The 13,634-nt window shown below is 39.5% G+C and carries 14 protein-coding genes; all 14 read left to right on the top strand.

Annotated features, from left to right (window positions below):
• Position 1 precedes the first annotated feature (1 nt).
• The 14 genes from sodB (at position 2) to alaS (ending at position 13,567) form a co-directional block, all read left to right on the top strand.
• On the top strand, positions 2–580 hold the full coding sequence (gene sodB, locus AL038_RS10425; protein ID WP_062152556.1) for a superoxide dismutase [Fe]: 579 nt from the start codon (positions 2–4) through the stop codon (positions 578–580).
• Positions 581–691: 111 nt separating this feature from the next.
• Positions 692–3,091 (top strand): CHAT domain-containing protein, encoded by a 2,400-nt coding sequence (locus tag AL038_RS10430; protein WP_062152558.1) that lies wholly within the window; start codon positions 692–694, stop codon positions 3,089–3,091.
• 138 nt (positions 3,092–3,229) lie between these two features.
• Positions 3,230–3,622, top strand: coding sequence for a c-type cytochrome (locus tag AL038_RS10435; RefSeq protein WP_066246128.1), 393 nt, complete (start codon positions 3,230–3,232; stop codon positions 3,620–3,622).
• A 213-nt stretch (positions 3,623–3,835) separates the two neighbouring features.
• Positions 3,836–5,908, top strand: a complete 2,073-nt coding sequence (gspD, locus tag AL038_RS10440; protein WP_236839370.1) for a type II secretion system secretin GspD — start codon at positions 3,836–3,838, stop codon at positions 5,906–5,908.
• Between the two features lie 375 nt (positions 5,909–6,283).
• Positions 6,284–6,847, top strand: coding sequence for a hypothetical protein (locus tag AL038_RS10445; RefSeq protein ID WP_062152563.1), 564 nt, complete (start codon positions 6,284–6,286; stop codon positions 6,845–6,847).
• Positions 6,848–7,109: 262 nt separating this feature from the next.
• Positions 7,110–7,475 (top strand): IS630 transposase-related protein, encoded by a 366-nt coding sequence (locus tag AL038_RS18540; protein ID WP_062152565.1) that lies wholly within the window; start codon positions 7,110–7,112, stop codon positions 7,473–7,475.
• Positions 7,462–7,932, top strand: a complete 471-nt coding sequence (locus AL038_RS18545) for an IS630 family transposase (RefSeq protein ID WP_106405021.1) — start codon at positions 7,462–7,464, stop codon at positions 7,930–7,932. Before AL038_RS18540 ends, AL038_RS18545 begins: the two co-directional genes overlap by 14 nt.
• Positions 7,933–7,985: 53 nt before the next feature.
• Positions 7,986–8,126, top strand: a complete 141-nt coding sequence (locus AL038_RS18550) for a hypothetical protein (RefSeq protein WP_236839371.1) — start codon at positions 7,986–7,988, stop codon at positions 8,124–8,126.
• On the top strand, positions 8,104–8,328 hold the full coding sequence (locus AL038_RS18555; protein WP_236839372.1) for an IS630 transposase-related protein: 225 nt from the start codon (positions 8,104–8,106) through the stop codon (positions 8,326–8,328). The genes AL038_RS18550 and AL038_RS18555 overlap by 23 nt, the downstream gene beginning before the upstream one ends.
• A gap of 1 nt (position 8,329) precedes the next feature.
• The gene (locus tag AL038_RS18560) at positions 8,330–8,800 is read left to right on the top strand and encodes a transposase (protein WP_106405025.1); all 471 of its coding nucleotides are present in this window, start codon (positions 8,330–8,332) and stop codon (positions 8,798–8,800) included.
• Between the two features lie 254 nt (positions 8,801–9,054).
• On the top strand, positions 9,055–9,495 hold the full coding sequence (locus tag AL038_RS10470; protein ID WP_083991496.1) for a pentapeptide repeat-containing protein: 441 nt from the start codon (positions 9,055–9,057) through the stop codon (positions 9,493–9,495).
• Between the two features lie 38 nt (positions 9,496–9,533).
• Positions 9,534–9,815 carry a hypothetical protein gene (locus AL038_RS19005; RefSeq protein ID WP_474117485.1) on the top strand — a complete coding sequence of 94 codons (282 nt, stop codon included), beginning with the start codon at positions 9,534–9,536 and terminating at the stop codon, positions 9,813–9,815.
• Between the two features lie 24 nt (positions 9,816–9,839).
• Positions 9,840–10,172: a hypothetical protein gene (locus AL038_RS10475; RefSeq protein WP_062152568.1), complete on the top strand. Its 333-nt coding sequence runs from the start codon at positions 9,840–9,842 to the stop codon at positions 10,170–10,172.
• A 788-nt stretch (positions 10,173–10,960) separates the two neighbouring features.
• Positions 10,961–13,567 (top strand): alanine--tRNA ligase, encoded by a 2,607-nt coding sequence (alaS, locus tag AL038_RS10480; RefSeq protein ID WP_062152570.1) that lies wholly within the window; start codon positions 10,961–10,963, stop codon positions 13,565–13,567.
• The last annotated feature ends 67 nt before the right edge of the window (positions 13,568–13,634 follow it).

Consider the following 13,634-nt stretch of genomic DNA (forward strand, 5'->3'; position numbering starts at 1 on the left):
CATGGAACATAAACTGCCCGAACTCCCCTATGCAATGGACGCACTCGCGCCACATATTTCTAAGGAAACGTTAGAGTTTCATTATGGTAAACATCACCAAACTTACGTTACCAATCTGAATAATCTGATTCGTGGTACTGAGTTTGAAAACTTAAGCCTTGAAGAGATTATCAAAAAATCGTCAGGTGGTCTGTTTAATAATGCCGCGCAAGTGTGGAATCACACATTTTATTGGCATTGCTTAAGCCCTAAAGGCGGTAACGAACCCACTGGCAAATTGGCTGAAGCGATTAATAAACAATTTAATTCTTTTGCCGAATTTAAAGAAAAGTTCACCCAAACGGCAATTACAACCTTTGGTTCTGGTTGGGCATGGTTAGTACAAAAAGCCGATGGCAGTTTAGCCCTTGTCAGCACCAGCAACGCGGCAACCCCAATGACTGCGGGCGATACCGCATTATTAACCTGTGATGTGTGGGAACATGCGTATTATGTAGATTATCGCAACGCACGTCCTAAATATGTAGAATCCTTTTGGAATCTCGTGAATTGGGATTTTGTAGCAAGCAATTTAAAGTAAATTTATTGTTTTAACGCAGGATATAGAACCTTTAGGCGATAATAAAGTCTAAGGGTTTTTTTTATGGAACAAGGCTAGTTATCCTAACTGCTTGCACTAACGGTGATTATTATGATATTTGCATTCATTTTGATTGTTAATACAGCATTGTCCCCTTTTGTCATCGGTCAACAAGCCTTTCAACAAGGACAATATGCTGAGGCAATTCAACAGTGGAAAAGCGCGTTAGACATAAGTTCTGATAACCACGAACAAGTTGCCATCATGATACAACTGATAAAGGCTTATCGACAGCTAGGTAATTACAATCAAGCCATTGAATTAGTTGAACAAGCCTTAAAGCAAGGCAGTGAATTATTTGATATTCCGTTAAAAATTAATTTATATAATGAAATCAGTAAATTAAATCTAGCACAAGGCATTGATTATTTTAAAAAAGCATCGCAGTACAATACACAAGCATTGGTTTTAGCGCGACAGTTGAACGATGTGGACTTATTAGCAGAAGTCCTAAATCAGTCTGCTAATTTGTTTAGTGCTAATTTAGATTTTGAAACAGCGTTAAAAAATTATACAGAAGCGATTGAATTATTACGTAATAAAGGTGGTGATTCTCGTGTTTTACAAGAGATGCAGACAAAAATTTTAATTAATAAAGCCCAAAAACAATTTTTATTAGAGAAGGAAACCATAGACCAATTTGATACCACAGAAGAAGCCTTGCAACACAGTTTGCAGCTTTTAGAAACGGCTTTACAACAAACCAATCATTGGCAAGACCAATATAGTGAAATCTTCGCGCTAATCTCTTTAGGAAAACTCGCGCAAGCATTACGTCAAGAATTTCCTGCCGAGTCTGTCGCAGCTAAACACTTGTTACAACAAGCCTATCAAGCCTTATATCGCGCTCAACAATTAGCAAATACACTGCATAATGCCTACGCTCAAGCCTATGCTGACGGTTCATTAGGTGAACTTTATCAGTCAGTTGCCCAAAATACCGAAGCCTTACAACTGTTTCGACAAGCCGTTTTTCACGCGCAACAAACACAAGAAAATACATTACTATACTTATGGTTATGGAAATTAGGACACTTATTACGTCAGCAAGAGCTGTACAAAGAAGCGATAGATATTTATCGAGCGGCAATTGCTGAATTTACCCCTGTACAACAACAAATTGCAACAAAAGGGTATTGCGCGATTACCGATAGTATTCGCGAACGAGTCGCGCCCGTTTATTTTGAATTAGCGGATTTATTGTTAAAACAGGCAAAGCAGGAAACAGACACACAACGCCAAACCACTTTGATTGAAGCGCGTCAAGCGATAGAAACTTATAAAAACTTTGAATTACAAGATTATTATCAAGATAGTTGTATTACACAACAGACAGAATGCACCTCAGCCGACCAATTAATTGACTCACACACCGCTATTTTATATTTAATCCCACTAGTTGACCGTTTAGAATTATTACTAACCACAACAACGGGTATTCATCAAGCAACTGTTGCCGTCACCGAAAAAAATCTACACGACACCGTTAGTTATTTTTCTAGCCCCCTGCGTGATAATCCCCAAGCAAAACAACGTATTCGTGGGATGGAAGAAGCCAACTCAAGCCGTTGTGAACCTTTGCGCCTTCTTGTTGAAGATACGATGATTTCCTCCCCACCTGCTAGCTTTTTTGAATATGCACAACGTTTACATCAATGGTTAATTGCACCCTTTACACAAGAACTGCACAATATAGATACATTAATTATTGTTCCTGAAGGTATTTTAAGAACCTTACCTTTTGCCGCGTTGCACGATGGAAAAAATTATTTAGTAGAACAATTTGCGTTAGGTATTACGCCCAGTTTATGTTTGAATAATGCACAAGAACATCGGGTTAAAAATAAAATATTACTCAGTGGATTATCTGACAGTGTACAAAATTTTTCGGCGTTACCCTGTACCAAGTATGAAGTAGAAACCATTCAACAGCTTTATAGCAGCCCACCCCCACTCTTAAATAAAGACTTTTCTATTCCTAAGTTACGTAGTGCATTAAGTGCAGGAGACTACTCCATTGTACATATTGCTTCGCATGGACAATTTAACAAACAGTTAAACAATACTTTTATTTTAACTTATGATGACAGATTAAACTTAAGCCAATTAAATGACTTAATGACATTAGCACGGGTCAACAATACACCAATAGAGCTATTGACCTTAAGTGCTTGTGAAACCGCAATGGGTGATGACCGCGCAGCATTGGGTTTAGCTGGTGTCGCTTTAAAAGCAGGTGTGAAAAGTGCATTAGCCAGTTTGTGGAAAGTGGACGATGAAGCAACACCACTCGTGTTAATTGAATTTTACACACAATTACAACCCCCTCATATTACTAAAGCAAAAGCCCTACAGTTAGCACAAAAACGGATGATAACCGATAAAAAATATCGTTATTATCATCATCCATACTATTGGGCAGCCTTTTTATTGATTGGAGGATGGCTGTAAAAACTGAATTAAACTATTCAATAAACCGCATGTTTCCCAATGCAAGTGAAATGTCTATAATTCTATTGTTCTCAATCATTGCACGAGAACTGTTACTATGCTGTTTTAGACAATAATGATTACAGGAGAATAAATCTAATGCGTTCTATTTTTACAGCGACTTGTTTAAGTTTAGCGATGTTTAGCACAGGGTCTGTGATTGCCGCAGACACCGCCAAAGTCGCAACCACAGAGGAAGCAACCAAATTAATCCAAGACAAGGGCTATATTTGCTTAACCTGTCATCAAGTGGACACCAAAGTATTAGGGCCTGCTTACAAAGAAGTAGCTGAAAAATACAAAGGAGCTGATGAAGCAACTGTTGCCCGCTTAATGAAACAAGCCAAAGAAGGCAAAGCCGCTGATTTAGTTTGGGGTCAAGTACCTATGCCCCCTAACCCGACTTTAACCGATGAAGATGCCGCAACCATTGTGCATTGGATTTTATCTTTAGCAGCTGCTGACGCTAAAGGTGCAGAAGTCAAAAAATAAATAACTGATTAACATTTTTTAAACAAGTCGGGCCAATTTTTTTGTTAGACTGCGTGAAAGAACGTTTTACTAACGCTTTCACGCAGGTTTTACGACTTGCTGTCACCCTTATATATGTACAACAGTGAACGATAACTCACCTGCTTGTAACATCTTGCTTATCTCTGACCTACAAATACGGATTTTTATCCGTTCTTGTGTGTACCTGTGAACATGCGCCTCATCCATTATTATTTATTCTGCTTGTTAATTTGTTTTTCCCTGCCGCTTACCGCGCAACAAGTCACGTTAAATTTTCGAGATATGGATATTAACGTGCTAATTGATACTGTTGCAGAAATTACAGGTAAAACATTTATCGTTGACCCTCGGGTTAAAGCCAACGTTACAGTCGTATCTAATAGCCCTATGAATAGTGAACAAGTTTATCAAGTATTTCTATCTATTCTAAGCGTGCATGGATACGCAGCCGTAGAATCAGGAAAAGTGACTAAAATCTTACCCGACTCACTGGCAAAGTCCGAAAATACCCCTGTTGTCTCAGGGTTAGACGATATTCAAGGGGATACCTTAATTACTAAAGTTATTTCCCTAAAACATGTCTCAGCCGCACAATTAATTCCATTACTGCGCCCGCTTATTCCACAACAAGGACATCTAGTTGCTTATCCTAGCAACAACACAATTATCGTGTCCGACCGTGCAGACAATGTAAATCGATTACTACACATTGTGGAACGTATAGACACATCCCCCCAACAAGACGTTGATATCATCGTCTTACAACACGCATCAGCAGCAGAAACAGCGCGAGTCATTACATCCCTAGAACAAAAAAACTCCGCCGCCTCAACCGCCGCAGGTACGCCAGACACCACCAGCATTATTGCTGACGAACGCACAAACAGCCTACTAATTAGCGGCGACAGTGCAACTCGCCTACGCATAAGAACATTAGTTGCACATTTAGATACATCCATAGAAACCGTTGGAAATACACAAGTTGTATATTTACACTATGCCCGAGCAGAAGAACTAGCCAAAGTATTACAAGGCATGAGTGACGGTATTATTGCAACCACAACGCAAACAGGACAAGGACAACCCTCAACCACACCTGTTTCTACAAACCTACTCGCCAATACCAACAGCAACAACAATAACAATGGCAACAACACAGGGCAAACCATAAAAACCAGTATCCAAGCAGACCCCAGCACAAATAGCTTAGTGATTACAGCCGCCCCCTCAGTGTTACTAAATTTACAAGCCGTTATTCGTCAACTAGACGTGCGTCGCGCTCAAGTACTAGTAGAAGCCATCATTGCAGAAGTTTCTGCCGATATTTCAAACGAACTAGGCGTACAATGGTTCATGTACGGTAAAGAAAACGGCCCCATTGGATTATCCAACTTCAGCAATGCAGGCCCTAGCTTAAGCTCCCTCGCATCAGCCGTAGATAGCTATCAAAATGGCAGCAGTTCAAGCTTAAGCAGTGTTGACTTAACAGGCTCATTTTTAGGACTCGGCATATTCAATAGCAACACATTTAACATAGGCCTATTAGTTCGCGCATTATCCACAGATACTGACAGCAATGTCTTATCCACCCCCTCATTACTAACCTTAGACAACCAAGAAGCAGAAATTGTTGTAGGACAAAATGTCCCTTTTATTACAGGACAATACAGCAATACAGGCAGTTCCAGCAGTGTTTCCAATCCTTTTCAAACCATTCAACGCGAAGATGTTGGCCTAAAACTCAAAGTTAAACCCCAAATAAATGAAGGTAATGCTGTTAAGTTAGATATTGAACAAGAAGTCTCCAGTATTACCCGTAGCTCCGTAACAACGGCCGATATTGTGACCAATAAACGCACAATTAAAACAACCGTAATGGTTGAAGATGGCAACATGATAGTTCTTGGTGGATTAATTGACGAAAACCTGCAACAAACAATGCAAAAAGTACCCGGTTTAGGTGATTTACCCCTTGTTGGCGCGCTATTCCGCTCTCAAAGCACACAAAAAGTCAGAAAAAACCTTATGGTTTTTTTACGCCCTGTTATCATACGCAATGATGAAAAAGGCGCGATGGTCAGCGGAGGAAAATATGCGTACATGCGGACACAACAACTAGAACAACGGGAAAAAGAAGCAAACAACCACCTTATTTCCCCAAAAGAAGTTCCCGTTTTACCCGACATGAACGAGTTTTTAACCATCCTACCTGGCACAGCAGAAGGCACACAACAAGTATTTCCTGCACATCAATTACTGCAATAAGCTACAAACTAACCTGAATTTGGCAAAATCTTACAAATAAATGACATAAATAAAACAAAGACCTGACAAGTTTTAAAAACCTGTCAGGTCTTTTTGCATCAATCTGCCATGGTTCGCAACAAGATTAATATCCATGATTGACAAATAGCTAGCAACACTGATAACTGATTCAATATAATCATAAACGGGGCAAACTTATCACCCTCAACTACCAAAAAATAAACTATCTTCCCGTACAACGGCAAATTCAAAAAGGGCAAAACGGCAACCCATAAAATTGATTTAACACAAACCGACTCGGATAATTACTAAAAATAGCTAAAAAGTAAAATCGTTTACGCATTAAACGTTCAAACAAAACAAAAGGCAAAAACGATGAACAGAAAAACAGAAAAACAGATGTGGCGAATTGACGTACCTATTTTTCGTCATCCTGTCATCATCCAACAATTAGGGATAGCCATTGGTATTCCTTTTAGCTTATTGATTCTTATGGTTCTAATAGTTTCAGGAAATAGTATTTATACCCTGTACGCACTGGGGCTGATAGGCACATTATTTTTTTTAACATGGCTGTTTTTAATAATGGTATATCGCGGACAATATGCGGTTGAATTCACCTTAGATGACAAAGGCGTGAGATGTTATACACAAACACAACAAACGAAGAAGAATCACCTGATTAATACGATTACGGTTATTTTTGGCTTATTATCTGGCAAACCTACTGTTGTGGGAGCAGGATTACTAGCACAATCAAGACAATCTGTTTTTCTCAACTGGCAACGGATTCGTAAAGTATCCTATCAACCGCAACGACACACGATTTTATTGCGTGGTGCTTGGACAGAAAATATCGCCCTGTTTTGTACCGCAGAAAATTATTTGCAGATTGAACAAATTGTAAAGCTAAAAACGAAATCGTTGGAAAGTCATTGAATATTAAATAATATTAAAGAAATTAGAAAATCACATCCTTCTTTGATCTCCTCTTTTTGATGATTTTTAATATACGTCACCATTAGCTACGACCCCACAAGACGCTTAATTGAAGTCAAACAAGGCATACTAATACAAGGTTTTATCTATTAAGACAAACTCAAACCTGTTACGTAACTCGATGGACAAAGCAATTTAATTGCTAGATTCGTTTATGTCTCAAAAACTATATAGTAACCGTATTTTAAAAAGAGGATAAGAAATGACCTATTCAATAGATTTCCGTAGAAAAGTATTAAAAGTGAAACAAGAAGAAAATCTCACCCTAGCAGCGGTAGCGAAACGCTTTCAGATAGCCATCGCAAGCGTCGTCAGGTGGAGCAAAGTATTAGAAGCCAAAGGGACACGTAACAGACCAACTAAAATAGACATGGAAGCCCTAAAACAAGATGTAGAGTTATATCCAGATGCTTACCATTATGAACGCGCAGTACGGTTTGGAATAACTGAGGGAGGAATTCGCCATGCGTTAAAACGTCTAGGGATTAGCCGTAAAAAAAACCCTCAAACATCCCAAAGCCAACCCCGAAGCACGGCAAGTCTTTCAAAACAAAATGAACCGTTATAAACAATCTGATAGGCAAATTGTTTTTATCGATGAAAGTGGTTTTGCTCATGATATGCCACGCCGTTTTGGTTATGCCCCTATCGGCAAACGTTGCTCTGGCACGCAAGATTGGAATGCAAAGGGACGTACTAATGTCATCGGGGCTTTGCTCAATTTTTGTTTATTAACGGTCTCTTTAGTTTCTGGGGCGATTAATTCCGATGTCTTTTTCGCTTGGATAACCCAAGACTTACTTCCTAAACTCCCTCAGAATTCTGTGATTGTGATGGATAACGCCACTTTTCATAAACGTAGTGACATTCAGCAGGCTATTTTAGACGCTGGGCATCTCTTGGAATATTTACCGCCTTATTCGCCTGATTTAAATCCTATTGAGCATAAATGGGCTCAGGCTAAGACTCTCCGTAAACAACAACATTGTTCTATTGATGAGCTCTTTTTACTGAATTCTATTTAATCTTTTTATAGTACTGTTGCTATAGTAACCGTCCCTTAAAAAGAGAATAAGAAATGACCTATTCAACAGATTTCCGTTGTAAAGTATTAAAAGTGAAACAAGAAGAAAATCTGACCCTAGCAGCGGTAGCGAAACGCTTTCAAATAGCCATTCGTCAGGTGGAGCAAAGTATTGGAAGCCAAAGGAACACGTAACAGACCAACTAAAATAGACATGGAAGCCCTAAAACAAGATGTTGCATTATATCCCAATGCTTACCATTATGAACGCGCAGCCCGTTTTGGGATTACGGAAGGCGGGATTCGCCATGCATTAAAACGTCTAGGGATTAGCCGTAAAAAAAACCCTCAAACATCCCAAAGCCAACCCCGAAGCACGGCAAGTCTTTCAAGATAAAATGAATCGTTATAAACAATCTGATAGGCAAATTGTTTTCATCGATGAAAGTGGTTTTGCTCATGATATGCCACGCCGTTTTGGTTATGCACCTATCGGCAAACGTTGCTTTGGCACGCAAGACTGGAATGCAAAGGGACGTACCAATGTCATCGGGGCTTTGCTCAATTTTTGTTTATTAACCGTCTCTTTAGTTTCTGGGGCGATTAATTCCGATGTCTTTTTCGCTTGGATAACCCAAGACTTACTTCCTAAACTCCCTCAGAATTCTGTGATTGTGATGGATAACGCCACTTTTCATAAACGTAGCGACATTCAGCAAGCTATTTTAGACGCGGGGCATCTCTTGGAATATTTACCGCCTTATTCGCCGGATTTAAATCCTATTGAGCATAAATGGGTTCAGGCTAAGACTCTCCGTAAACAACAATATTGTTCTATTGATGAGCTCTTTTTACTGAATTCTATTTAATCTTTTTATAGTACTGTTTCTATATGTTGGAACGGGAATCGTTGCTGTAGGAGCATGTGCTTTACTTCCTGAAGTATGTATACCAACGCTCATTATCGGAGTGGCTGGTTTAAGATAGACAACAAGTTAGATAGTTTAGTACGAAAGTTATTAGGATAAAACATTTTAACAGTTGCATGAATTATAGAGCATGGATAATTAAATATCCTCATGATTTTTTTATTCACTATTAGTGTACATAACTCAGGAAAAATATGATGTACTATCAAACTAATTTATGCGAAATCAATCTATATGGGTTGAATTTGTGCAACTGTATATTTGAGGGCGGGGAAATTGACAGCCTTAATTTAGAAAATATTCGGATAGAAAATGTTATTTTTGAAGGGTGTATAATGCTAGAAATAAATTTTAGAAATGCAATCTTTATTAATGTTGAGTTTTATGATGTGATTCTTTTCCGTACAGACTTTTCTTTAACAAAATGGGATAAATCTCGTTTTTATGGTGTGGATTTGAAAGAAACTAAGTTTTTTCAAGCAACTTTAAGAGAAACCTTGTTTTTACGAGATAACGTGTTGCATAAAACAGACATTAGCTCTGTAGATTTTTCTACGGCTACCTTTGATAAGGTAATATTAGACAATGTGATGTTTGATAAACACACCACCCTACCCAATGGATATAAGCTATAGCCTAGTAGGGTGGACTTTCCACCAAAACCATTGAATACATCATCGATGCCAAAAACCGTCGAGTCGGTAAAAAAGTCAATGGTGTTCTAACACAAGATTTTATCTATCAAGGTAAGTTAAAACCTGTTGCGCAATTAGATGGTCATGGAGAAATTGTTGCCAGATTTGTCTATGCCTCAAAAGCGAATATTCCTGATTACATTCTCAAAAACGGCAATACCTACCGCGTCATTTCCGACCATTTAGGCAGTCCGTGCTTAATCATCGATGCACAAACAGGTGCAATTGCACAATGCCTAAATAAAGGGGGATTGATATAAATACGTTACCTTGTGAGATTATCCATGACTAAATATTGGGAGGTAGAGTTTGCCTCTTTTATAAAAAAATCTCAATATCAAAAAGTTGTGTGGTTAAGCAGCCTTTTAGTTTTTGTCTCAATGTTTGCCAGAGGTACTTATAGGGCAGGCACAAACCTTGTTGATGAACCAAGTAAACTTAGGAGATACAATGAATTATTGCATAGGATTGCTAATTTCCAACTAGAACTAGCCCGCAATAAGGTTGTAAGAGTACCAGATGAAGAGTTTTTCTTGATGTTAGCTGATGCAACAGATGGGCTAAAAATTGATATTATTTTCCTACTAGAACATGTCAATAGAAATGCTCAAGCATAAGGTGTGTGTTTACACCGCGTAACGCATTCTATGCTGGCTACTGTGTTATCTCCAACCACTTACAAGTAGCGTTAGCAATGCCCACCTTACATACTCCCCACAAAAACCATCGAATACGTCATCGACGCGAAAAACCGTCGTGTTGGTAAAAAAGTCAATGGCGTATTAACACAAGGGTTTATCTATCAAGGTAAACTCAAACCTGTTGCGCAATTAGATGATAATGGAGAAATTGTTGCCAGATTTGTCTATGCCTCAAAAGCGAATATTCCTGATTATATTCTTAAAAATGGTAACACCTACCGCATTATCGACATTTATAGTCTTGTGTCCCTGAGCGGGTTTTTCCGTCTTTCACAAGGCTAAAATCTTGCCGTTATCCGCTTTCTTTTAAAATATCCTCCCGTGAAGCAAGAAATTTAATCTGTTACAATTGCTGATAATATGCTTGTACTTCCTTATCAAGTAGCTAATTGAGTTAAATACAATTATCTCACTTATCCACATATTTAGGATTAGAAATGTCTAAAACATTACTGTTGATTTTCCATCCACTCCACGCGCTCGCTAAAAGTGTTTATTCTATCCCTGTTACAAGATAGGGTGGACATTGCCCATCAAAATTTGGGCATTTGGCATGTGAATAATGGGCGATGCTTACCCTACTTGGTGGTTACAAGCGGTCTGTTTTAGATGAATTTCGTACCTACTTGTATATCCAGAATCACAAATTCAGTATTTTAAGGTAATATTGCTACTTTACCCAACAAACTAAGATTTCAATAACCATGATTAGTGTCATCGAATTACGCCAACAATTTCTCAATTATTTTGCTTCTAAAGGACATACCATTGTTTCTAGTAGTCCTTTAGTCCCCGGTAACGACCCTACTTTGTTATTCACCAATGCAGGCATGGTGCAATTTAAAGATACGTTCTTAGGTTTAGAAAAGCGTGATTATAAGCGGGCGGTTACTTGTCAGCGGTGTGTGCGTGCAGGGGGCAAGCATAATGATTTAGAAAATGTTGGTTATACCGCGCGGCATCATACGTTTTTTGAAATGTTGGGTAATTTTAGCTTTGGCGATTATTTTAAACGTGAAGCAATTCAATTTGCTTGGGAGTTTTTAACTAAGGAATTGGGTTTACCGCCTGAAAAACTCTGGGTAACGGTTTATGAAGAGGATAGGGAAGCCGAAGATATTTGGTTGAAAGAAATGAAAGTTGACCCGACGCGCTTTTCACGCTGTGGTAAACATTCTAATTTTTGGATGATGGGCGATACTGGACCTTGTGGGCCTTGTAGTGAGATTTTCTATGATCATGGTGAAGGCATTTTCGGCGGCCCCCCCGGTAGCCCTGATGAAGATGGCGACCGTTATATCGAAATTTGGAATTTGGTTTTTATGCAGTTTAACCGCGACACTAGCGGCGCATTAACCCCTTTGCCACATCCTTCAGTTGATACGGGTATGGGCTTAGAACGTCTTGCCGCAGTTCTGCAACATGTTCATTCTAATTATGAAATTGATTTATTCCAGTCTTTATTAAAAGCCGTTGGCACGGTCGCAAATCGGGTGGATTATGAAAATAGTTCTCTGCGTGTCATTGCTGACCATATTCGTGCCTGCGCTTTTTTAATCGTGGATGGGGTTATCCCTTCTAATGAGGGGCGCGGTTATGTGTTGCGGCGGATTATTCGTCGCGCTGTACGACACGGTTATAAATTAGGATTACACGAACCGTTTTTTTATCGCCTTGTGCCTGCATTGGATACAGAAATGGGCGCGGCATATCCTGAATTACGTAAAGCGACGGATTTAGTCGGTCGTTTATTAAAACAAGAAGAAGAACGCTTCGCTGAAACCTTAAGCCATGGCATGGTGTTACTCAATGAGGCCATGCAGCATTTGAATGGTAAAACCATCATTGCAGGTGATGTTGTTTTTAAACTGTATGATACTTATGGTTTTCCTACCGATTTAACGGCTGATGTCGCTCGTGAACATGAGTTGAGCATCGACATGGAAGGTTTTGAACGGTGCATGACTGAGCAACGCACCCGTGCGCGCGAGGCAGGACATTTTAAAGTTGATTTGTCTAATGTCGCTCTTACTGCTGATTGTCAAAGTGTTTTTATAGGCTACAACAGCGTTGCAGGGGATAGCACGATAACGGCGTTATTCTTTGAAGGACATGAAGTTGAACAGTTGAGCGCGGGACAAACAGGGCAAATTATCTTAGACAGTACACCCTTTTATGCTGAATCTGGCGGTCAAGTGGGGGATAAAGGACAGTTAAATAACGCAACTGCGCTGTTTATTGTCACAGATACCCAAAAAATCGGACATGCTAATGCACACATTGGCACGCTCAAAACAGGTATTGTGCATAAAGGGGATAAATTACACGCACAAATCGACGTAACAGCGCGTCAATCCACTGCGCGTAATCATTCCGCAACCCATTTATTACATGCCGCATTGCGCCAAGTTTTAGGTGAGCATGTTAAACAAAAGGGTTCATCGGTTGATACTGACCGTCTGCGCTTTGACTTCGCGCATTTTGAACCGATTACAGCCAAACAGCTCGCCACGATAGAGCATATCGTTAATGAAAAAATCTTAAATAATACCAGTGTACAAACACAGGTTATGAATTTGGATGATGCTGTAAAAAGTGGCGCGATGGCGTTATTTGGTGAAAAATATGAGGATGATGTACGTGTGTTGTCAATGGCGGATAATTTTTCTGTAGAACTCTGTGGTGGAACACATGTGCAACGTGTTGGTGATATTGGACTGTTTAAAATTCTGTCTGAATCGGGTGTTGCGGCAGGTGTGCGACGGATTGAGGCGATTACAGGCACGCAAACGCTGGCATGGGTTACGGAAACTGAAAACCATTTAAATCATGTATTAAGCACGTTAAAAACGGGGCGTGATAGCTTAGAAACCCGCTTGCAACAATTATTGGAGCAAGTGCGTCAGGGTGAAAAAGAACTTTCTCGCTTACAAAGTAAACTCGCCAGTAGTCAAGGTGATGATTTAGCAGGACAAGCGACAGAAATTAATGGCGTGCATGTTTTAGCGCACCGTTTAGATAACGTAGATGTTAAACAATTACGTGATACCTTAGACCAGTTAAAAAATAAATTGGCTTCTGCGGTTATTGTATTAGCCTCCGTAAAGGATGATAAAGTCTCGTTAGTTGCGGGTGTTACGGCAGATGTAATGAATAAGGTTAAAGCAGGCGAATTAGTAAACCATGTCGCGCAACAAGTGGGTGGAAAAGGTGGCGGTCGTCCTGACATGGCACAAGCAGGCGGAAGTGACCCCAGCCATTTACCAGCGGCGTTGAATAGCGTCGTGGGTTGGGTACAGGAAAGACTGTAAAAACGGTCTATTTAAAGCCTGTTTGAATCAGGATTGAGAAGATTTTCAGCATCCTAAAGATGATGAT

It is taken from the genome of Beggiatoa leptomitoformis, from assembly GCF_001305575.3.
In the GTDB taxonomy this organism is placed as follows: Bacteria; Pseudomonadota; Gammaproteobacteria; order Beggiatoales; family Beggiatoaceae; genus Beggiatoa; species Beggiatoa leptomitoformis.